Raw genomic sequence first — 22,442 nt, 5'->3', positions numbered from 1 at the left:
CGTGCCTTCGAGTTACTCCTGCGTCAGTAGTAGGCTCACGCCGTTTGTTGACGCACATGTGTGCCCCTGGCCATAGCGCGGCCGCAGGGGGTCGATCTGGGGGAGGCCATGCGCTTTCGCGGGAAGTCCATCCGCCGGAAGATCGTGGCATTGCTGCTGGTGCCGCTCATTTCCCTGACCGCGATGTGGGGATTCGCCACTTACCTCACCGGTCAGTCGGCCAAGGACCTCATCGACGTCTCCAACGTCGTCGACAAGATCGGCTACCCGATCGAGGACGCTGCCCAAGTCGTCCAGCAGGAACGCCGGCAGACCCTCGTCTATCTCGCCGACCCCCGTGCCTCGGACGCGCTCGCCGCGCTGCGCCGCAGCCAGACGGCCACCGACGAGATGATCACCAAGGTCGTGGACAACGCCGAACACCCGGACGTGCGGGACGAGGTCACCGGACAGTCGGCTGACCGGCTCGCGTCGCTCCTCGATTCCTTCGAGGGCATCGATTCGCTGCGTCGCACGGTCGAGGAAGGCACCATCACCCGGGCCGGCGCGCTGAAGATGTACACGAAGCTGATCGACCCCTGCTACGGCTTCCTGATGACCCTGCACGGCCTCGACGACGTGAAGATGGACCAACAGGGCCGGGCGCTCGTCGGGGTGGCACGCGCGCGTGAGCTGCTGTCCCGCGAGGACGCGCTGCTCGGTTCGGCGCTGGTCGCGCGCAGGCTCACCAAGGCCGAGATCCGGGAGATCTCCGACCTCAGGGCCCAGCGCACGCTGCTGTACGAGGTCAACCTCGCCCAGCTCCCCGAGGACGAGCGCGCCGGCTACGAGCGGTACTGGAACGGCGCCGAGACGACCCAGCTCAGGTCGGCCGAGAAGGCCGTCATCGAATCCTCGCCCGGCACCCCCCGCGCCCTCACCTCGGCACGCTGGGACGCCGCTTCGGGCAAGGCGCTGAAGGACCTCGCCGAGCGCGACAAGGCGGCGGGCGACCGCTACCAGGAGCGCGTCGAGCCAGTGGCGGTGGGCGTGATCGTGCGCGTCGTCGTCGCGGGCGTGTTCGGTCTGCTTGCCCTCCTGTTCTCGGTCTTCATGTCCGTGCGCATCGGCAGCAGCCTCATCCGTGACCTGCGCCGACTGCGCCTGGAGGCCCACGAGGCCTCCGGCGTCCGGCTGCCCGGCGTGCTGCGCCGCCTGGCGGCGGGCGAACAGGTCGACGTGGAGACCGAGGCGCCGCGCCTGACGTACGAGAAGGACGAGGTCGGCCAGGTCGGCCAGGCCCTCAACACCCTGCAGCGCGCCGCGGTCGAGGCCACCGTCAAACAGGCCGACCTGCGACGCGGCGTGTCCGAGGTCTTCGTCAACCTCGCCCGCCGCAGCCAGGTGCTGTTGCACAAGCAGCTCACCCTGCTCGACACCATGGAGCGCAGGACCGAGGACACGGACGAACTCGCCGACCTCTTCCGCCTCGACCACCTCACCACGCGCATGCGGCGGCACGCGGAGGGCCTCGTGATCCTCTCCGGCGCCGCCCCGTCCCGGCAGTGGCGCAAGCCCGTCCAGCTCATGGACGTCGTGCGCGCGGCCGTCGCCGAGGTCGAGGACTACGAACGCATCGAGGTGCGCCGACTGCCGAGGATCGCCGTCACCGGGCCCGCGGTCGCCGACCTCACCCACCTGATGGCCGAACTCCTGGAGAACGCCACGGTGTTCTCGCCCCCGCACACCGCGGTGCAGGTCCTCGGGGAGCACGTCGCGAACGGCTTCACCCTGGAGATCCACGACCGGGGCCTCGGCATGGCGGCCGACGCGCTCCTGGACGCCAACCTCCGCCTCGCGGAGACACCGGAGTTCGAGCTCTCCGACACCGACCGGCTCGGCCTCTTCGTGGTCAGCCGCCTCGCCCAGCGCCAGCGCGTACGCGTCTCCCTGCAGCCCTCCCCGTACGGCGGGACCACCGCCGTCGTGTTCATCCCCGAGACGCTGCTTACCGACGACGTGCCGGACACCAACGGCGTCGGGTTCCGGCTCGACCGGCCGCAGCCCAAGGACGCCTTGGGCCGCGACGCCGCGGGCGACAAGCAGGCGGCGCTCGGCCAGGTGCCCGTACAGCTGCCGGGCCTGCCCGCGTCCGTCCTCGACGGGCCCGTGGAGCTGGAGGCGCCGGTCGGCATGGCGGACCTCGACCCCTTCCCGGGCGCGCTCGGCGACCTCGGCGACCTAGGGGACGCCGACAGCGAGCGCGGCGGTCTCTTCCGCCCGCGCCGCCGTGCGGCCGGGGTGCAGGGCGACGAGCAGCACCAACAGGCGCGGGACGAGCGGGAGACGGGCGAGCGCGAGCCCACCCGCCCCGACGCCCTGCCCGCACGCGGCAACGCCAACGGCTTCGGTGTCCCCGACGACGACACGGACGCGACCCCCGGAGACCCCGTACAGCGGCCCCGCCGCAGGACCCCGAAGCTGGTCTCCTCCCACGGCCGCCCCGTGACGCACAACAGGCCCCGTGGCGCGACGGAGGGCGGCGAAGCGGCACCGCAGCGCCCCGAGCGCACACAGGCACCCGTGGGACGCCCCCAGGGCGGTGCGGTGGACCGGGACCGCGGCATCCGTCCCGCGGACGAGCCCATCGACCTGCCGCGCCGCCCCGAGCCGCAGTCCGCCTGGCCCGACCTCTCACCGCCGCACCGCGACGTCACCGCGGCCGACGCGCCGCCGGACCTCCCGAGGCGCAGCCGCCGCACGGAGTCCCCGCGTACGGAAGCCCCGCGTACGGAGGTCGAGTCCCGCGTCGGTCAGGCACCGGCACCCACCACCGCACCCGGCGGACTGCCCCGGCGCGTGCGCCAGGCCAACCTCGCCCCACAATTGAAGGACGGACCGGACCACCGCACGGAACGCGACCCGGCCCCGGCCACGACCAGGCCGGAGGAGCGCGACGCCGACGAGGTTCGCAGCCGGATGGCTTCGCTCCAGCGCGGCTGGCAGCGTGGTCGTGAAGAGAACGCCGCGGGCGAAGACGCCTCCGACGGCACAGCACCAGGAACGACATCTGAGGGGGACGGTCGATGACCGCACCGAAGGCCGACGCACGCATCGCCAATCCCGGAGCGGCGAGGGAGCTGAATTGGCTCCTCGACGACCTGGTGCAGCGGGTCGCCAGCATCCGCAAGGCGCTCGTGCTCTCCGGCGACGGCCTGCCCACCGGCGTATCGCAGGACCTGACCAGGGAGGACAGCGAGCACCTCGCCGCTGTCGCCTCCGGCTTCCACAGCCTCGCCAAGGGCGTCGGACGCCACTTCGAGGCGGGCCGGGTACGCCAGACCGTGGTCGAGCTCGACGACGCGTTCCTCTTCGTCACGGCCGCGGGCGACGGCAGCTGCCTCGCCGTCCTCGCGGACGCGGACTCCGACGTAGGTCTGGTGGCGTACGAGATGACGCTGCTGGTCAAGAGGGTGGGTGTGCATCTGGGTACGGCGCCGCGCACCGACCTGCCCACGGGAGGGTAGCGGGAGGGTATGAGCGAAGACGGCACAGGGACACAGGGGACGCCTCGCTGGTTCGACGACGACGCCGGGCCCGTGGTGCGGCCGTACGCCATGACGCGCGGCCGGACCACGAGTCCGGCCCAGCATCGCCTCGATCTGATCGCGGTCGTCATCGCGGAGGCCCGTGCCGGTGACCCGGAGGCGGACAGGAGGCTGTCTCCGGAGCACGTGGACATCGTCGGGCTCTGCCGTGACAGCCCTCAGTCGGTCGCCGAACTGGCGGCCGAACTGGACCTTCCCATCGGCGTGATCCGCGTCCTCATCGGCGATCTCGTCGATGACGAACTGGTGCACGTGACACGTCCCGTACCCCCGGCGGAACTGCCGGACGAGAGTATTCTGCGCGACGTGATCAACGGCCTCCGGGCGCTCTGAACAGCGCGGAAGCGGGAGTGGGACGTGACTGGCTGGCAGTTCTGGGTCGACAGGGGCGGTACCTTCACGGACATCGTCGCGCGGAGGCCCGACGGGCGGCTGCTCACGCACAAACTCCTGTCGGACAACCCGTCCCGCTATGCCGACGCGGCCGTCGCCGGCATCCGTGCGTTACTGGCTTCCGCCCCCGATGTCCCCGCCGAAACGGCGGACGTGCGCATCGACGCCGTCCGGATGGGCACCACCGTCGCCACCAACGCACTCCTGGAGCGCAAGGGCGAGCCCACCGCCCTGGTGATCACCCGCGGCTTCGGCGACGCCCTGCGCATCGCCTACCAGAACCGCCCCCACATCTTCGCCCGCGAGATCGTCCTCCCGGAACTGCCGTACGCCCGGGTCATCGAGGCCGACGAGCGGGTCACCGCCGAGGGAGAGGTGCTGCGGGCGCCCGACCTGGAGCAGCTCGCCGGGCCGCTGCGCCAGGCCCACGAGGACGGCATCCGGGCCGTCGCGGTGGTCTGCATGCACAGCCACCTGTACCCCGCCCACGAGCGGGCCATCGCCGAACTGGCCGTCCGCACGGGCTTCGCGCAGGTCTCACTCTCCAGCGAGGTCAGCCCGCTGATGAAGCTGGTCCCGCGCGGTGACACGGCGGTCGTCGACGCCTATCTGTCCCCCGTACTCGACCGCTACGTCCAGCACGTGGCCGGCGAACTCGACGGCGTACGGCTGATGTTCATGCAGTCGAACGGCGGCCTCACCGAAGCGGGCCAGTTCCGAGGCAAGGACGCGATCCTGTCCGGGCCCGCGGGCGGCATCGTGGGCATGGCCCGCATGTCGCACCGCGCGGGCTTCGACCGCGTCATCGGCTTCGACATGGGTGGCACGTCCACCGACGTATCGCACTACGCGGGCGAGTACGAGCGGGTCTTCACCACGCAGATCGCGGGCGTACGACTGCGCGCGCCGATGCTGGACATCCATACCGTCGCGGCGGGCGGCGGCTCCGTGCTGCACTTCGACGGCAGCCGCTACCGCGTGGGCCCCGACTCGGCGGGCGCGGCTCCGGGCCCGGCGAGCTACCGGAACGGCGGTCCGCTCACCGTCACCGACGCCAACGTCGCCCTCGGGCGCGTCCAACCCGCCCACTTCCCCCGGGTGTTCGGGCCAGGCGGCGACCAGCCGCTCGACGAGGCGCTCGTGCGCGACCGCTTCACCGCGCTGGCCCGCGACATCAGGGAACACACCGGTGACGACCGCACTCCGGAGCAGGTCGCCGAGGGATATCTGCAGATCGCCGTCGCCAACATCGCGGCCGCCGTCAAGCGCATCTCGGTCCAGAAGGGCCACGACGTCACCCGCTACGCCCTGACGACATTCGGTGGCGCGGGCGGCCAGCACGCCTGCATGGTCGCCGACTCGCTGGGCATCCGCACCGTCCTCGTACCCCCCATGGCGGGAGTGCTCTCCGCGCTCGGCATCGGTCTCGCCGACACCACCGCGATGCGCGAGCAGTCCGTGGAGGCCCGCCTCGAACCGTCGGCGATGCCGCGCGTCCTGAAGACCGCCGACGACCTGGAGGAAGCGGCCCGCGCCGAACTCCTCGCCGAGGACGTGCCGGAGGACCGCATCCGCGTCACCCGCCGCGCCCAACTGCGCTACGACGGCACCGACACCACCCTCACCGTGGAGCTCGCCGAGCCGGACAGCATGATCCGTGTCTTCGAGGACCGCCACCGCACCACCTATTCCTTCACCCTTGATCGCCCCGTCGTCGTCGAGGCGCTCTCCGTGGAGGCCACCGGTCTGACCGAGCAGCCCGACCTCTCGGTGCTCGCCGGGGACACGCGCCCAGGCGCTACGCGGACCGTCAGCCTGCACACGGGCGGCATCTGGCGCGACGTACCCCTGCACCGCCGCGAGGAACTGCCGTCCGGCGAGACCGTCGACGGCCCCGCGATCATCACCGAGGCCGGCTCCACGACGGTCGTGGACGACGGCTGGCAGGCGGCCATGTCACGCGAGGGACACCTGGTCATGGAACGTGTGGCGGTGCCCGAGGGTTCCGCCACGAGCACCGAGGCCGACCCCGTCCTCCTGGAAGTCTTCAACAACCTCTTCATGTCGATCGCCGAACAGATGGGCGCCCGCCTGGAGTCCACGGCCCAGTCGGTCAACATCAAGGAGCGGCTCGACTTCTCCTGTGCGCTCTTCGACCCGGACGGCAACCTGGTCGCCAACGCCCCGCACATCCCGGTCCACCTGGGTTCGATGGGCACCAGCGTGAAGGAGGTGATCCAGCGCCGCGGCAGCGGCATGCGCCCCGGGGACACCTACGCGGTCAACGACCCCTACCACGGCGGCACCCACCTCCCCGACGTCACCGTCATCACGCCCGTCTTCGACACCCCGGGGGAGCCGGATACCCCGGGAGAGCCGGAGACCCCAAGGGAGCGGGTCCTCTTCTACGTTGCGTCGCGCGGGCACCACGCGGAGATCGGCGGCATCGCCCCCGGTTCCATGCCGGCCAACAGCCGCACCATCGAGGAGGAGGGCATCCTCTTCGACAACTGGCTCCTCGTGGAGGGCGGCCGCCTCCGCGAGGCCGAGACCCTGAGCCTGCTCACCGAGGCCCCGTACCCCTCCCGCAACCCGGCCACCAACCTCGCCGACCTGCGCGCCCAGATCGCCGCCAACCAGAAGGGCGTCGACGAAGTCGGACGCATGATCGAGAACTTCGGGCTCGACGTCGTCCAGGCGTACATGCGGCACGTACAGGACAACGCCGAGGAAGCGGTACGCCGGGTCATCGACACACTGGAAGAGGGCGAGTTCGCCTACCCCACCGACTCGGGTGCCGTCATCCAGGTCCGTGTCTCCGTGAACCGCGAGGCCCGCTCGGCGACCATCGACTTCACCGGTACGTCCGGCCGGCTCGCGACGAACTTCAACGCGCCCTTCGCGGTGGTCAACGCGGCGGTCCTGTACGTCTTCCGCACCCTGGTGGCCGAGGACATCCCGCTCAACGACGGCTGTCTGCGCCCCCTGCGCATCGTCGTGCCGCCGGGGTCCCTCCTCGCGCCCGAGCCGCCGGCGGCCGTTGTCGCCGGAAACGTCGAGACGTCACAGGCGATCACCGGCGCCCTCTACGGAGCCCTGCGCGTCCAGGCCGAGGGCTCCGGGACGATGAACAACGTCACCTTCGGGAACGACCGTCACCAGTACTACGAGACGGTGGCCTCAGGTTCCGGTGCGGGCGACGGCTTCCACGGGGCGTCCGTCGTCCAGACCCACATGACCAACTCCCGGCTCACCGACCCCGAGGTCCTTGAGTGGCGCCTGCCCGTGCTCCTGGAGGAGTTCGCCGTACGCCGGGGGAGCGGCGGCACCGGCAGGTGGCACGGCGGGGACGGAGCCGTGCGCCGCATCCGCTTCCGCGAACCGATGACGGTCTCCACGCTCTCGCAGCACCGCAGGGTGGCGCCGTACGGCATGGCGGGCGGCAACCCCGGGGCGCTCGGCGCGGGCCGTGTGGAACGGGCCGACGGCGGCGTCCAGGAGCTGGAAGGCAGCGACTTCGCGGACGCCGGCCCCGGCGACGTACTCGTGATCGAAACCCCAGGCGGCGGCGGATACGGACCAGCCCCGCGCGACACCACTGATCCAGGAGAAGCGAGCGATGATCTTCAAGCGTGCTGAGCGCGGCAAGGCCCCCGTCGAGCCGGTGACGCTGAAGATCCTGGTGGCGGGCGGCTTCGGCGTCGGCAAGACGACCCTCGTCGGCGCCGTAAGCGAGATCAAACCGCTGCGCACTGAGGAGCTGCTCAGCGAGGCGGGCCGCCCGGTCGACGACACCAGCGGTGTCTCGGACAAGCACACCACCACCGTCGCCATGGACTTCGGGCGCATCACGCTCCGCGAGGACCTGGTGCTCTACGTCTTCGGGACCCCCGGCCAGGACCGCTTCTGGTTCCTCTGGGACGAGCTGGCCACCGGTGCCCTTGGCGCCGTGGTCCTCGCGGACACCCGCCGCCTGGAGGACTGCTTCGCGGCCGTCGACTACTTCGAGCGCCGCTCCATACCCTTCGTGGTGGGCGTCAACTGCTTCGAGGGCGCGTCGCGTTACCCCGCCGAAGCCGTACGGCAGGCGCTCGACCTCGACCCGGGTGTTCCCGTGCTGATGTGCGACGCGCGCGAGCGGCAGTCCGTCAAGGAAGTCCTGATCGGAGTGGTCCAGCACGCGATGGCGGTCGCCGCCGCGGCCAGGGAGCCCGCGACGACGTGAGCGTGAGACCACCCGAGTGTGAGACCACCCGAGCGCGTGACTACCTGAGCGCGTGACGGTGTGCGTGCGTGCACAACCGCGGCCCGTACCCCCATGGAAACGGGGTACGGGCCGCGGTCACCCTCGGCTCGGCACTCGGCTCAGCTCGCGCCGTCGTCCTGCCAGCCGAAGCTCCGCTCCACCGCCTTGTGCCAGTTGTGGTACTCGCGCTCGCGGGCCTCCGCGTCCATGACCGGCGTCCACTCCACGTCCTGCTGCCAGTGCGCCTTCAGCTCGTCGAGGTCGTTCCACACCCCGGTCGCGAGACCGGCGGCGTACGCGGCGCCCAGACACGTCGTCTCGGAGACCTTCGGCCGGATCACCGGCACCCCGAGCACGTCCGCCTGGTGCTGCATCAGCAGATTGTTCTTGGTCATGCCGCCGTCCACCTTCAGGGACCGCAGCTGCACCCCGGAGTCCTGGTACATGGCATCGACGACCTCACGGGTCTGCCAGCTGGTCGCCTCCAGGACGGCGCGCGCCAGATGCGCCTTGGTCACGTAACGGGTGAGTCCGGTGACGACACCGCGTGCGTCGGAGCGCCAGTAGGGCGCGAAGAGGCCGGAGAACGCGGGCACGATGTACGCGCCGCCGTTGTCCTCCACGCTCGCGGCCAGCGTCTCGATCTCGTCCGCGCTGCGGATGATGCCGAGTTGGTCGCGGAACCACTGCACCAGCGCGCCGGTGATCGCGATCGCCCCTTCGAGGCAGTAGACGGGCGCGTCGGAGCCGATCTTGTAGCCCATCGTGGTGAGCAGCCCGTTCTTCGAGGGGACGGGCCGGTTACCGGTGTTGAGCAGCAGGAAGCTCCCGGTCCCGTACGTGTTCTTCGCCGTTCCCATGTCGTAGCACGCCTGCCCGAAGATGGCCGCCTGCTGATCGCCGAGCGCGGAGGCGACCGGCACACCGGAGAGCTGCCCGACCGCCGTGCCGTAGACCTCCGCCGATGACCTGATCTCCGGCAGGACCGCCTCGGGGACGTTCATCGCGGCCAGGATCGACTGGTCCCACTGCAGGGTGGCCAGGTTCATCAGCATGGTGCGCCCGGCGTTGGTGACGTCCGTGACGTGCACGCCGCCGTCCGTGCCGCCGGTGAGATTCCAGATCAGCCAGGAATCGATGGTGCCGAACGCTATCTCGCCGCGCTCGGCGCGGGCCCGCAGTCCCGGCACGTTGTCGAGCAGCCAGGCGGCCTTTGGCCCGGAGAAATAGCTCGCGAGGGGCAGACCTGTCTGCTCCCGGAACCGGTCCTGGCCGTCCGCGCCGCCCAGCTCGTTGCAGAGGGCCGACGTCCGGGTGTCCTGCCAGACGATCGCGTTGTGCACGGGCTTCCCGGTCGCGCGGTCCCACAGGACCGTCGTCTCGCGCTGGTTGGTGATGCCGAGGGCGCTGATCTGGTCGGTACGGAGCCCGGCCTTGGCGATCGCTCCCGCGACCACGGCCTGCACCTTGGACCAGATCTCGGTGGCGTCGTGCTCGACCCACCCCGGCTTCGGAAAGATCTGGCGGTGTTCACGCTGGTCGACGGCGACGATCTCGCCCGCGTGGTTGAAGATGATGCAGCGGCTGGAGGTGGTGCCCTGGTCGATGGCGGCGACGAACTTCTCGGAGTTGTCCGGCATGGCTACCCCTAGCGTCAGAAGGCTACGTTGTAGATGAGACCTGCGAGCGCTCCGCCGATCAGCGGCCCGGCCACGGGGACCCAGGCGTAACTCCAGTCGGACGTGCCCTTGTTCGGGATCGGCAGGAACGTGTGCACGATGCGTGGGCCCAGGTCACGGGCCGGGTTGATGGCGTAGCCGGTGGGCCCGCCGAGCGAGAGGCCGATGCCGACGACGAGGAACGCCACGATCAGCGTCTGCGTGCCGGATTCGCCGAGCCCCTTGGTGAGACCGAACGCGAGGATGGGCAGCACCAGGGCGATGGTCGCGATGATCTCCGTGACGAGGTTGGCGACCGGGTTCCGGATCTCCGGAATCGTCGAGAAGATGCCGAGGGTCGGCGTCGGCTCGTGCGCGCTCGTCACCTTGTCCTTGACGCTCCCGGAGACGTTGGCGTTGAACTGCGCGTAGTACACGAGATACGCGAGAACGGCGCCGAGCATCGCGCCGACCATCTGCCCGAGCAGATAGATCCAGACCTTTCCCCACTCCTCGGTGTCGATCGCGATGCCGAGCGTGACAGCGGGGTTGAGATGCCCACCGGAGAGGGGCCCCGCGGTGTACGCGCCCGCGAGCACACCGAAGCCCCATCCGAAGGCGATGACGACCCATCCGGAGGCTTTCGCCTTCGAGTGGGTCAAGGTGACGGCGGCACATACGCCGGCGCCCAAAAGAATCAGGATCGCGGTGCCGATGATCTCACCGACGAAGATGTCCCCATTCGAGTACATGGCGGCTCCTAGGCCCTCGCCCGGGGCGGTGGCCCCGGTACTCCGTGCTGGGTGCGTTCCACGACTACTGCCTGGCTTTGCCCGGTGACTTCAGCCGAAGGCAGGGGTGTCCCGCGCCCCGCCCGGCTTCCATGGCGAGCGTGCCGTCGCAGTCGAATCGCCCAGAGGGGGATGACCCGCTGAACAGGCCCTTCGGGCAGACCTTTCACGCGTACAGGGGCCCTGAATGGCGCGGAGCCGAAGTGCGGCGATGCCGACTGACACCGGAAGTGTTCACCGGTGGTGATGGAGCGTCAAGGTCGCGGACGGCAACGGTTAACCGGCGTACGCCCTTCCTCTGTGAGGCGTCCGTGAGCTTTCCCGCGACGCGTGCGGGAGGGCCGGTGACAGCGGTCAGTGCACCGCGACCACCGCGGAGCCATGCCCGAACAGCCCTTGATTCGCGGTGATCCCCGCCCGCGCCCCCTCGACCTGCCGCGCCCCCGCAGTCCCCCTCAACTGCCATGTCAGTTCGCACACTTGGGCGATGGCCTGCGCCGGAACGGCCTCTCCGAAGGAAGCGAGTCCACCGCTGGGGTTGACCGGTATGCGCCCGCCCGGAGCGGTCGCCCCCTCCCGCAGCAGCTTGGCCCCCTCTCCCTCGCCGCACAGCCCCAGGTCCTCGTACCACTGCAGTTCGAGGGCCGTGGAGAGGTCGTAGACCTCCGCCAAGGAGAGTTCGTCGGGCCCGATGCCCGCCTCCTCGTACGCGGCGTGCGCGATGGAGGCGCGGAACGATCCGTCGGCCGGTGCCACGGCGGCCGCGGAGTCCGTCGCGATGTCCGGCAGGTCCAGGACGGTGGTCGGGTACGTCGGCGTCACCGTGGACACGGCCCGGATGCGCACGGGGCTGGTCGCGCCGTGCCGCCGGGCGAACTCCATGCTGGAGAGCACGAGCGCCGCCGCTCCGTCGGAGGTCGCGCAGATGTCGAGCAGCCGCAAGGGGTCGGCGACGACGGCCGAGGCGGCCACCTCGTCGGCGGTGACGGTCTTGCGGTAGCGCGCTTTCGGGTTGAGCGCCCCCGCCGCCGCGTTCTTCACCTTGACCTGGGCGAAGTCCTCCAGCGTGTCACCGTGCACCGCCATCCTCCGGCGTGCGTAGAGGCCGAAGTAGGTGGGGTTGGTGGCACCGAGGAGGCGGAACCGCAGCCAGTCCGGGTCGTCCTGCCGGTCCCCTCCGGCGGGCCGGAAGAACCCCTTGGGCGCGGCGTCCGCCCCGACCACGAGGACGACGTCGGCGAGGCCCGCGAGGATCTGCGCACGCGCCGTGTTGATCGCCTGGGCCCCGGACGCGCATGCCGCGTACACGCTGGCGACCCGCGCGCCCTGCCAGCCGAGCGCCTTCGCGAACGTCGCCCCCGCCACATACCCGGGATAGCCGCCGCGGACCGTGTCGGCCCCGACGACGGACCCCACGTCGCGCCAGTCCACTCCGGCGTCGGCGAGCGCGGCGCGGGCCGCCGCCGTGCCGTACTCGACGAAGCTCCGGCCCCATTTGCCCCACGGGTGCATGCCCGCACCGAGAACCGCCACCTCGCTGGTCATGCGCCCACCCCCACCGGCCGCCAGTGCCACGTCGTCGCCGGGCCCTCGTCGGTGTCGCCCGCCCCGGCCTCGTCGTCGAGCACGCCGGGGACGACCTCCACCTCCATGCCGACCTCCAGATCGGCGACGGTGATTCCCACAGTCGCCTGGCCGAGTACCACCATCCGTTCCGCTTCCAGTTCCACAGCTATCAACGTGTAGGGCTGCCAGGGAAGTTCCGGGTCGGAGACATAGGGCGCGGGCGGTCGGTAGCGGCTGTCCGTGTACGACCAGACGCGCCCGCGGCGGGAGAGCGGCACCTCTTCGAGGTCGCCGCCCGGGCATCCGGGATTGCGGCAGAAGCCGTCCTCGCGGGGGAAGAAGACACTGGCGCAGGCCGAGCAGCGCGTGCCCAGAAGGCGGAAGTTGTCTCCCTCCCCGGCGAACCAGCCGGTCACCACGGGAGTGCGCGTACGCGTCAAGGCTCCTCCACGACACTGGATCTGACGGAACGTCAGAAGTGTGCCACGGGCAACCGGATCGCGTCAGTAGCGCGGCACCCGCTACTTCCCCTGCAGCGAACGACGCGCCACGGGGAAGTCGAAGTAGGTGTCAGGGAAGAGCTCGGGCTTGTACGTGAAGTGCCACCACTCCTCGGGGAGGTTCACGAAACCGACCTTGGCCAGCGCGCCCCGCAGCAGATCGCGGTTGGCGCGCTGCTTGCCGGTGATCCGGGGATCGTCCGTGTGGGAGAGGGTGTCGAAGCAGTCGAAGCCCGTCCCCATGTCCAGGGAATTGTCGGGGAACCGTTCGTCCTTGGGCCCGAAGCAGGGCGTGAGGGGCTCTCCGGGGACGTACGGCCGCGTGGGCGGGGCGGGCAGCTTCACGACGGTCAGATCGAGCGTCGAGCCACGGCTGTGCCCGGACTTCGCCGCGATGTAACCGTCCTCGAACAACCGCGACTTGTCGACATGGGGATAGAACTCCGCCTTCATGCGTACGTCCCCGAGATCCTCGGCCCACCGCACGAACTGGTCGACGGCCCGCTGCGGCCGGTAACAGTCGTACACCTTCAGGGAGTAGCCCTTGCGCAGCAGCGTGCGCTGGGCTTTGTGCAGCGCCTTCGCCGCGGGCTCGGTGAGGATGCACATCGGCTTCCTGTAGCCGTCGATGGGCTCGCCCACGAAGTTGTGCGGCGTGAGGTACCGCATCTCCTGGATGATCGTCGGATCGACGTCCCGCAACGCCACGAACTCGTCGGGCGCCTTGGGTTCGGGCTTGGCATGGGCGGGCGCGGAGACGGCGGCCACGGCGACGAGAGCGGTGGCGGTGACGGCGAGTTTCCGCAGTGCGGGGGCGATTCCTGTCATGAACCCTGCATCTATCAGGATCCGGTCCCGGAGCGAAAGACCGTCACCGGAGTATCGGACGGGAGATCGGATACAGTCCGCGGCGTGTCCGCATCCCAGCACCGTGCCGCACCCGCACCGGGCTCCCACTGTTCGAGCTGCGGGGCCCCGTACGGGGAGCGGCGTTCCGCCTGGCCCCGCACCTGCGCCGCCTGCGGCACGGCCGCCTACCGCAACCCGCTGCCCGTAGCGGTGGCCCTGCAGCCCGTGTACGACACCAAAGGCACCGCCCTCGTCGTCGTGACCCGCACCATCGCCCCCGCGCGCGGGGGAGTGGCCCTGCCCGGAGGGTTCATCGACGACCGGGAGGACTGGCGGGACGCCGTCGTCCGTGAACTCCGGGAAGAGACCGGCATCGACGCGCGGAGCCGTGACGTCCGCCTCGCGGACGCCCTCAGCGCACCCGACGGCTACCTGCTGCTCTTCGGCCTCCTGCCCGAGCGCCCGGCGGCCGAGCTGCCGGATCCCGTACCGACGGCCGAGACCGAAGGCTGGCACCTGCTGCACCGCCCGGCCGAACTCGCCTTCCCCCTGCACACGCTGGCGGTGCGCGCCTGGTTCACGGGCCGCTACATCTGACGCCGCGAGCCTCCCCGCACCGTCACCGGGAGCCCCACGTCGCCCGCCTCCGCGCCGTCCCGCTCGACCACCACCTGCTCTCCCGCCCACCGCGCGGCGAACCGCTCGATCTCCGGCTCCTCCCACCCGTCACCCGCGTCCCTGACCACGAGGCCGCCTCCCGTACGCCCCGGCGCCGGAGCCCACACCTCCAGCTCGAGTCCACCGTCGGCGCCCCGCACCGGAAGCACCGCGCCCGCCCGCGCGAGCACGGGGACACGGGACAGCGGAGCCTCCAGGATCACCCGGGCCGGGCCCTCGTATGCCTGGCCGGTCGCCGTGTCGTACCAACGGCCCGGCGGCAGCCGGACCGCGCGGCGGACGGCCCCCGGCTCGAACACCGGCGCCACCAACAGACAGTCCCCGAGCAAAAACGCGTCCTCGCAGTCACGCAGCCCCCGGTCCTCCGGACTGCCCCACCACAGGGGCCGCACATACGGCGTACCCGTACGCCGGGCCAGATGCGCCAGCGTCACGAAGTACGGCAGCAGCCGCCGGCGTTCACCGAGCGCCACGCGCGCGTGCTCAAGGACCTCCGGACCGAACTCCCAGGGCTCCCTGCGCCCGGCCCGCAACGCGGCATGCGTACGGAACAGCGGCAGATACGAGCCGAGCTGGAACCACCGCAGATACAGCTCGGGTGACGGACTGCCGTCGAACCCGCCCACATCAGGGCCCGAGTACGGCACACCGCACAACCCCAGGCCGAGCACCAGCGACAAGGACGCCCGCAGCCCTGGCCACCCCGTGGCCACATCCCCGGACCACGTCCCTCCGTAGCGCTGCATCCCCGCCCACCCGGAGCGCGAGAACAAGAACGGCCGCTCCTCGGGGTGCAGTTCGCACAGCCCCTCGTACCCGGCGCGCGCCATGCCGAGGGCGTACACGTTGTGCGCCTCACGGTGGTCGCCGCCGCGGCCCTCCAGCGCGTGCCGGGCCGAACGGGGCAGCGTCGGCTCCCCGAAGGCGGCGAAGGACACCGGCTCGTTCATGTCGTGCCAGAAACCCGCGAAGCCCTGGGCGAGCCGCTCCTTGTAGAGACCGCCCCACCACGCCCGCACCCGTGCGTCCGTGAAGTCGGGATACACCGCCTGGCCCGGCCAGACCACCCCGTGCACCGTCCGCCCCGCGGCATCCCGCACAAAGGCGTCGGTCGCGCTGCCGCTGTCGTAGACCTCGTTGCTCGGCTCGGCCTTCACCGCCGGATCGACGATCGACACCAGCCGCACGCCGTCCTCGAGCAAGTCATCGGCCAACTGCGGCAAATGGGGATACGTCTCCTTGTCGACGGTGAACACCTGATGCGCTTCGTAGTGATCGATGTCCAGATGTACGGCATCCAGCGGCAGCCCCCGATCCCGGTAACCGGCGACGATCCGCCGCACCTCACGCTCACTGCCGAAGCCCCACCGCGCGTGATGGTGCCCGAGCGCCCACGCGGGAGGCAGCGCGGGCGGCCCGGTGAGCGAGGCCCAGGCGTGCAGCACGCGCGCGGGGGTGCCCACCATGACCCAGCACCGCAGCGGACCGCCGTCCATGCGCACCTCGGTCGAACCCGCCCTGTCATGTCCCGACCCCGCACCCTCCTCGCCCTCGCGCACCGCCACGGTGCCGTCCCAGGTGTTGTCGTGGAACATCAGATGACAGCCGGCGTCGGCCACGACGAACTGCACGGGCATGGTGATGTACAAAGGGCCGTCGCCAGGCCCGAACGAACCCCCGGGATCGGTGTTCCACAGCCGGTACGACCCGTTCCGCAGCCGCGGCCCCCGCGCCCGGCCCCCAAGACCGAAGAACCGCGCGTCCGCCGCCACCTGCGAGCGCTGCAGCCAGCGCGTGGCACCGCCGTCCGACTCCCACCAGCGGGGCGGCAGATCACGACGCAGCATCAGACCGCCGGGCGTCCGCAGCTCCACGGCGCCCAGCCGCGAGACGATCACGGTCGCCCGCTCCGACACCACCCGCCAGCCGCCCTCCTTGTCCGGCTCGAGGACGGCCCGCGGGTCCGCGTCGGGGCTCCCGCTGACGAGTGCGTACGAGGGGTCGGGCTCCGCACCGTCCCAGCCCCAGAAGATCGCCCCGCCCGTCGTGACCCGCACTCGCAGCTCCGAACGGGCGAACCGCACCACCCCGCCCCCCGGCCCCGGCTCCACCCCCGTCACCGGACCGGGCACCCGCGCGCGCTCGACACCCCGGGGGGCGAGCGCGGCGGCGTCCGCCCGCTGCCTGCGCCACGCGGACCGCACCGCACGCAACCCCTGCGCCGTACCGATCAAGCCGACCGTCTTCATCGAACGCACCAGGTCACGACCGTTCATGCTGCTCACCCTGCCACCGAAGAAGCCGCCCGTGTGGATCGTTCAACTGCCGTTCACCTGGGGTGACGGCACATAGTCGCCTCGCCGACTGTGTGCGGCACACCCTGGTGTCGAAATCGATCACGTGGCATCGTCCCTGTCAGCCGTGTCGCGCGCACAACCAGCACGCGCGCACCACACACGCATACGACGCGTAGAGCCCGGGAGCCGACCCATGTCCTCAGCGAACCCCTCACCGCTCTGGCAGCCCGACCAGGAACGGATCGCCGCCGCGCAGATCACGCGATTCCAGGCATGGGCCGCCGAACGCCACGGAGCACCCGCCGACGGCGGCTACGCGGCCCTGCACCGCTGGTCCGTGGACGAACTGGACACGTTCTGGAAAGCGGTCACCGACTGGTTCGACGTGCGGTTCTCGACGCCCTACGCGCGCGTACTCGGAGACCGCTCGATGCCGGGCGCGACATGGTTCCCCGAAGCTACGCTCAACTACGCCGAACACGCACTGCGCGCCGCAGAGAATCCTGCGCGCGCGGGCGACCCGGCTCTCCTCCATGTGGACGAGACGCACGAGCCGACCGCCATCACCTGGGGCGAGCTGCGCCGCCAGGTCGGCTCCCTGGCGGCAGAACTGCGCACACTCGGCGTACGCCCCGGAGACCGCGTCAGCGGATACGTCCCGAACATCCCGCAGGCCGTCGTCGCCCTCCTGGCCACCGCGGCCGTCGGCGCCGTCTGGACCTCCTGCGCCCCGGACTTCGGCGCACGCAGCGTCCTCGACCGCTTCCAGCAGGTCGAACCGGTCGTCCTGTTCACCGTCGACGGCTACCGCTACGGCGGCAAGGAGCACGACCGCCGCGACGCCGTCGCCGAACTGCGCCGCGAACTTCCCACCCTGCGCGCCGTCGTCCACATCCCGCTGCTCGGCACCGAGGCCCCCGAAGGCGCCCTGGAATGGGCCGCCCTCACCGCGTCGGACACCGCCCCCGTCTTCGAACCGGTCCCGTTCGACCACCCCCTGTGGGTGCTCTACTCCTCCGGCACCACGGGCCTGCCCAAGGCCATCGTCCAGTCCCAGGGCGGCATCCTCGTCGAACACCTCAAGCAGCTCGGCCTGCACTGCGACCTGGGCCCCGACGACCGCTTCTTCTGGTACACGTCCACCGGATGGATGATGTGGAACTTCCTCGTCTCCGGCCTCCTCACCGGCACCACGATCGTCCTCTACGACGGCAGCCCCGGCTATCCCGACACCGGCGCCCAGTGGCGCATCGCCGAACGCACCAAGGCCACGCTCTTCGGCACATCGGCGGCGTACGTCATGGCCTGCCGCAAGGCGGACGTGCACCCCGCCCGCGACTTCGACCTCTCCACCGTCAAGTGCGTCGCCACCACCGGATCCCCGCTCCCGCCCGACGGATTCCGCTGGCTGCACGACGAGTTCGAGGACACCCCCGGCGGCCTGTGGATGGCCTCGGTCAGCGGCGGCACGGACGTCTGCTCCTGCTTCGCCGGAGCCGTCCCCACCCTGCCCGTCCACATCGGCGAGCTCCAGGCCCCCGGCCTCGGCACCGACCTGCAGGCCTGGGACCCCCAGGGCAAGCCCCTCGTGGACGAGGTCGGCGAACTCGTGGTCACCAACCCGATGCCCTCCATGCCGATCCACTTCTGGAACGACCCGGACGGCAGCCGCTACCACGACAGCTACTTCGACACCTATCCCGGCGTCTGGCGCCACGGCGACTGGATCACCGTGACCTCGCACGGCTCGGTCGTCATCCACGGCCGCTCCGACTCCACACTCAACCGCCAGGGCGTACGCATGGGATCGGCCGACATCTACGAAGCCGTCGAACGCCTGCCGGAGATCCGCGAATCCCTCGTCATCGGCGTCGAACAGCCCGACGGCGGCTACTGGATGCCCCTCTTCATCCACCTCGCCCCCGGCGCCACCCTCGACGACGGACTGCGCGACCGCATCAAGCAGACGATCCGCGCCCAGCTCTCCCCGCGCCACGTCCCGGACGAGGTCATCGAGGTCCCCGGCATCCCCCACACCCTCACCGGCAAGCGCATCGAGGTCCCGGTCAAGCGACTGCTCCAGGGCACCGCGCTGGACAAGGCGGTCAACCCCGGCTCGGTGGACAACCTCGACCTGCTCCGCTTCTACGAGCAACTGGCCCGCAAGCGCTCCTGAACCTCCCGCCAGGCCGCCGTTGTCAGTGCCCGCAATTACTCTGAGTGAGCATTGATCGACGTAACGCCAGGGGGAATCATGACGCGCACCCAGCACACCACGATGCGGCGGGCGCTACGCCGCGAAGTCGCCGGCACCATCGGCCTGTTGGCCGACGAGGACGACTTCGCGGCGATGCGCCGCTACCGCACCTTCACCTTCGACGACCACACGACCTACCTCAGGCAGGCCGAAGGCCTCCTCAGATCACTGGCCTCCGACGGCGGACACACAGCCATCGCGCTCTTCGACCCCGAGGAGTACGCGGAGTACTGCGCCGAGACCGGCCTCGACCCCGACGCCCCGGCCAGCCGCACCCGCTTCACCGCCGAACTCGCCGCCGCAGGGCCCACCGTGCCGTACGACGGCCGCCCCCTCGCCGATCTCCTCCCCGACCTGGTCGACGAAGCGATCCGCAAGGCCACCTGGGAGTACGCGACGATGCTCCTGGCCCGCCTCGGTGCCTGCACGGTCTGCCGCGAGGACATCGGCCGCGAAGCCTTCAACCGGGCATCGGACCTCGTCGTCCAACTGCTCGAGACCCCCGGCCCCGGCATCCGTCACCTCGTCTGCAGCGTGCCCGCCGCCTCGGAAACACTCCTGGCCGCCCTGCACACGGCAGAGGACACCGACGGCGGCACGCACCTGGACGAGACCGAAGCCCTGGAGTTCACCACGGTCCTCGCCGTCGGCATCGCCACCCACAGCGCCGCGGGCCTGGTGATGCGCACCATCGCGGACGGCGAACGCGACCGCGTCCAGGGCTGGCGCCTGCACGGGGAACGACTGCTACCCCTCACCGCCGCCGAAGTCTTCGACGCCTACTGCACCGACGCGGTGTCAGGAGACCTGGTCGCCCCGGAATCCGGCGTCGACTACTGCGCCGCACCGACCATCGGGGACGCCGAGCCCGACGGGAGACACCGCCACTGAACGCCGAGGGGCGCCCCACCCATGACGGATGGAGCGCCCCTCACACACCTGGTTCCGGCTACTCCCCGGACAGTACGGCCTGCACGGCCTTCCGGGCGTCCTCGGCACTGTCAGCGGCACGCGCGGCAGCCGCCGCACGCTCGCACTGAGCCAGCGTGTACTTGGCCAGCGTCGCCCGCACGTAAGGAATCGACGCCGCACCCATCGACAGGGAGGTGACACCGAGACCCGTCAGCACACACGCGAGCAGCGGGTCGGAAGCCGCCTCGCCACACACGCCACAGCTCTTGCCCTCGGCCCTGGCCGCCTCGGCGGACAGCGCGACCAGGTCGAGCAGCGCGGGCTGCCACGGGTCCTGGAGCCGGGACACGGCACCCACCTGACGGTCGGCGGCAAAGGCGTACTGCGCGAGGTCGTTGGTGCCCAGGGAGAGGAACTCGACCTCCTGGAGAATCGAGCGCGCCCGCAGAGCGGCCGACGGAATCTCCACCATGGCACCGAACTTGGCCTGCAGCCCCGCCTCACGGCACGCGTCGGCGAACGCCTTGGCGTCGATGCGGTCGGCGACCATCGGCGCCATGACCTCGAGGTAGACCGGCAGTCCCTCCACGGCCTTGGCCAGCGCGGTCAGCTGCGTACGCAGCACGTCCGGGTGGTCGAGCAGCGACCGCAGCCCGCGCACACCCAGCGCCGGGTTCGGCTCGTCGGCGGGCGTCAGGAAGTCCAGCGGCTTGTCGGCCCCGGCGTCGAGCACACGCACGACGACACGACCCTCGGGGAAGGCCTCGAGCACCTTGCGGTACGCCTCGACCTGCTTCTCCTCCGACGGCGCCTTGGTGCTGTCGTCGAGGAAGAGGAACTCGGTACGGAAGAGACCGACACCCTCGGCCCCTGCCTCCACCGCCGCGGGCACATCCGCGGGACCGCCGACGTTGGCGAGCAGCGGAACCTTGTGCCCGTCGGACGTCGCACCGGGACCGGTCGACGCGGCAAGAGCGGCCTTGCGCTCGGCGGCCGAAGCCTCGAGCTGCCCCCTCTTCTCCGCACTCGGCTCGACGAAGATCTCACCGGTGCTGCCGTCCACGGCCACAACCGTGCCCTCGGCCAGCTCACCCGCACCCGGCAGCGCGACGATCGCGGGCACACCGAGCGCACGCGCCAGAATCGCGCTGTGACTGGTCGGCCCGCCCTCCTCGGTCACGAAACCGAGCACCAGCGTGGGGTCGAGCAACGCCGTGTCCGCCGGCGCGAGATCGCGCGCGATCAGGATGTAGGGCTCGTCGCTGTCCGGGACACCGGGCATCGGAACGCCCAGCAGACGGGCGACGATACGATTCCGCACATCGTCGAGGTCGGCGACGCGACCGGCCATGTACTCGCCGGCGCCCGCGAGCAGCTCACGGTAGTGGGAGAACGCGTCGTAGATGGCGCGCTCCGCAGAGCTGCCGACGGTCACCCGCCGGTCGACGTCCGCCATGAGCTCGGGGTCCTGAGCGATCATGGCCTGCGCTTCGAGAACCGCCTGCGCCTCACCACCGGCCAGGTTGCCGCGCGCATTCAGGTCGGCCGCCACAGCTTCCACCGCCTGGCGAGCGCGCCCCTGTTCGCGCTCGGCTTCCTCCGCGGGAATCTGCTTGGCCGGCGGCTCAAGGACCGCCGTCCCCATGTGCCGAACCTCGCCGATCGCCACACCGTGGCTCACGCCGACGCCTCGCAGCGTTGTCTCCATTTCACCGTCTCCGATAGAGCGACGGGCCCAGCCGCCGCGGTGTATGTCGTGCCCGCCGTCGGGGACGGCGATGACGTCACTTCCAGCTGAAGAGAACGTCCCCAGGCTTTACGTCGCCATCCTCCATGAGACCGGAGAGGGACTCTGCAGTGGCCTCGAGCGCCACGATCGGGCAGATCGGAGACTTGCCGGCCGCCTCGACGGCCGCGGGGTCCCAGCGCACGATGGACTGACCGCGCTGCACGGTGTCACCCTTGTTGACGAGCAGCTCGAAGCCCTCGCCGTTCAGCTGGACGGTGTCGATGCCCAGGTGAGTGAGCACACCGTGTCCTTGGTCGTCCACGACGACGAAGGCGTGGGGGTGGAGCGAGACGACGATGCCGTCGACGGGCGCGACAGCCTCGGAGGGCTCGCGCACGGGATCGATGGCCGTGCCGGGCCCGACCATCGCGCCGGAGAAGACGGGGTCCGGTACTGCAGACAGCCCAATGGCGCGTCCGGCAAGCGGGGACGTCACGCTGGTCATGGCAAGCCTCCCAGGGGGTGGAGATACGTAGCCGCCGTCACTACCTGTCCTGGACGACGCACTGTTCAGAAGGGTAAGTCATAAAAAGTCCCGGTTCCGCGCGAGAGGTACCGGATGACTGACTAGGGGTACTGCACAAACGATTTGCGCCCGCCCCAACGGCCGATGTACAGTCGGACATCTGCCTGAGGCGAGCGACGCGGTCAGCGTCCGGACTCGGCGGCATCTATCAAGTCGGATCCTAATCCCTGGGTCAGCTTCTGCGTGCTCGCAGATGAGTGGTCAGGGAGTCGAGAAAGTCCTGATAGTGTTTGGACTCGCCGGAAAGGGAAACGCGAAAGCCGAAAGGCCGGAGCGGGAACCGGAAAGGCGCCGAGGAAAATCGGACACGAAAGAGTCTGATAGAGTCGGAAACGCAAGACAGCAAGACAAAATGAAACACCGAAAGGAAGCGCCCGGAGGAAAGCCCGAGAG

Annotated in this window: 16 protein-coding genes; 8 read left to right on the top strand and 8 right to left on the bottom strand. The window is 70.5% G+C overall.

Going from position 1 to position 22,442, the window contains the following annotated elements:
* The first annotated feature begins 108 nt into the window (after positions 1-108).
* Genes ACWGIH_RS40735 through ACWGIH_RS40715 form a run of 5 tightly spaced genes read left to right on the top strand, consistent with a single transcriptional unit; the run spans position 109 to position 8,205 of the window.
* Positions 109-3,069, top strand: a complete 2,961-nt coding sequence (locus ACWGIH_RS40735; protein ID WP_453451317.1) for a nitrate- and nitrite sensing domain-containing protein — start codon at positions 109-111, stop codon at positions 3,067-3,069.
* Positions 3,066-3,506, top strand: a complete 441-nt coding sequence (locus ACWGIH_RS40730; protein WP_363211111.1) for a roadblock/LC7 domain-containing protein — start codon at positions 3,066-3,068, stop codon at positions 3,504-3,506. Before ACWGIH_RS40735 ends, ACWGIH_RS40730 begins: the two co-directional genes overlap by 4 nt.
* Before the next feature lie 9 nt (positions 3,507-3,515).
* A complete protein-coding gene (locus ACWGIH_RS40725) occupies positions 3,516-3,920 on the top strand; it encodes a DUF742 domain-containing protein (RefSeq protein WP_363211112.1) in 405 nt (134 codons plus the stop codon).
* Positions 3,921-3,944: 24 nt separating this feature from the next.
* A complete protein-coding gene (locus ACWGIH_RS40720; RefSeq protein WP_453451316.1) occupies positions 3,945-7,619 on the top strand; it encodes a hydantoinase B/oxoprolinase family protein in 3,675 nt (1,224 codons plus the stop codon).
* Positions 7,600-8,205 (top strand): GTP-binding protein, encoded by a 606-nt coding sequence (locus ACWGIH_RS40715; protein WP_365821112.1) that lies wholly within the window; start codon positions 7,600-7,602, stop codon positions 8,203-8,205. The genes ACWGIH_RS40720 and ACWGIH_RS40715 overlap by 20 nt, the downstream gene beginning before the upstream one ends.
* A 140-nt stretch (positions 8,206-8,345) precedes the next feature.
* Here the strand turns inward: ACWGIH_RS40715 and glpK are convergent, their stop codons facing one another.
* The 5 genes from glpK to ACWGIH_RS40690 all read right to left on the bottom strand — a co-directional run bounded on the left by glpK (position 8,346) and on the right by ACWGIH_RS40690 (position 13,569).
* A complete protein-coding gene (gene glpK, locus ACWGIH_RS40710; protein WP_453451315.1) occupies positions 8,346-9,866 on the bottom strand; it encodes a glycerol kinase GlpK in 1,521 nt (506 codons plus the stop codon).
* Positions 9,867-9,880: 14 nt separating this feature from the next.
* The gene (locus ACWGIH_RS40705) at positions 9,881-10,636 is read right to left on the bottom strand and encodes an MIP/aquaporin family protein (protein WP_453451314.1); all 756 of its coding nucleotides are present in this window, start codon (positions 10,634-10,636) and stop codon (positions 9,881-9,883) included.
* Between the two features lie 393 nt (positions 10,637-11,029).
* Positions 11,030-12,220 (bottom strand): lipid-transfer protein, encoded by a 1,191-nt coding sequence (locus tag ACWGIH_RS40700; RefSeq protein ID WP_453451313.1) that lies wholly within the window; start codon positions 12,218-12,220, stop codon positions 11,030-11,032.
* Positions 12,217-12,660, bottom strand: coding sequence for a Zn-ribbon domain-containing OB-fold protein (locus ACWGIH_RS40695; RefSeq protein ID WP_453451341.1), 444 nt, complete (start codon positions 12,658-12,660; stop codon positions 12,217-12,219). Before ACWGIH_RS40695 ends, ACWGIH_RS40700 begins: the two co-directional genes overlap by 4 nt.
* A gap of 102 nt (positions 12,661-12,762) precedes the next feature.
* On the bottom strand, positions 12,763-13,569 hold the full coding sequence (locus tag ACWGIH_RS40690; protein WP_453451312.1) for a M15 family metallopeptidase: 807 nt from the start codon (positions 13,567-13,569) through the stop codon (positions 12,763-12,765).
* 84 nt (positions 13,570-13,653) lie between these two features.
* On the opposite strand from ACWGIH_RS40690, the gene ACWGIH_RS40685 reads away from it, so the two are divergent.
* Positions 13,654-14,187, top strand: coding sequence for an NUDIX domain-containing protein (locus tag ACWGIH_RS40685; protein WP_453451311.1), 534 nt, complete (start codon positions 13,654-13,656; stop codon positions 14,185-14,187).
* Here ACWGIH_RS40685 and ACWGIH_RS40680 read toward each other — a convergent pair.
* Positions 14,178-16,544, bottom strand: coding sequence for a glycoside hydrolase family 31 protein (locus ACWGIH_RS40680; protein ID WP_453451310.1), 2,367 nt, complete (start codon positions 16,542-16,544; stop codon positions 14,178-14,180). The genes ACWGIH_RS40685 and ACWGIH_RS40680 overlap by 10 nt on opposite strands.
* A gap of 214 nt (positions 16,545-16,758) precedes the next feature.
* Between ACWGIH_RS40680 and ACWGIH_RS40675 the strand changes: the two genes are divergently transcribed.
* Positions 16,759-18,741 (top strand): acetoacetate--CoA ligase, encoded by a 1,983-nt coding sequence (locus tag ACWGIH_RS40675; protein ID WP_453451309.1) that lies wholly within the window; start codon positions 16,759-16,761, stop codon positions 18,739-18,741.
* A gap of 78 nt (positions 18,742-18,819) precedes the next feature.
* The gene (locus ACWGIH_RS40670; RefSeq protein WP_453451308.1) at positions 18,820-19,713 is read left to right on the top strand and encodes a hypothetical protein; all 894 of its coding nucleotides are present in this window, start codon (positions 18,820-18,822) and stop codon (positions 19,711-19,713) included.
* A 58-nt stretch (positions 19,714-19,771) separates the two neighbouring features.
* On the opposite strand, the gene ptsP is transcribed toward ACWGIH_RS40670, so the two are convergent.
* Both ptsP and ACWGIH_RS40660 read right to left on the bottom strand, forming a co-directional pair.
* Complete coding sequence (gene ptsP, locus ACWGIH_RS40665) at positions 19,772-21,442, bottom strand: phosphoenolpyruvate--protein phosphotransferase (RefSeq protein ID WP_453451307.1); 1,671 nt, start codon at positions 21,440-21,442, stop codon at positions 19,772-19,774.
* Positions 21,443-21,518: 76 nt separating this feature from the next.
* Positions 21,519-21,968 (bottom strand): PTS sugar transporter subunit IIA, encoded by a 450-nt coding sequence (locus tag ACWGIH_RS40660; RefSeq protein WP_453451306.1) that lies wholly within the window; start codon positions 21,966-21,968, stop codon positions 21,519-21,521.
* Between the last annotated feature and the right edge of the window lie 474 nt (positions 21,969-22,442).

The sequence above is a fragment of the Streptomyces sp. NPDC054872 genome (assembly GCF_053610705.1).
The sequence above is the reverse complement of the archived record's forward strand: the minus strand, read 5'-3'. Positions and strand labels throughout refer to the sequence as shown.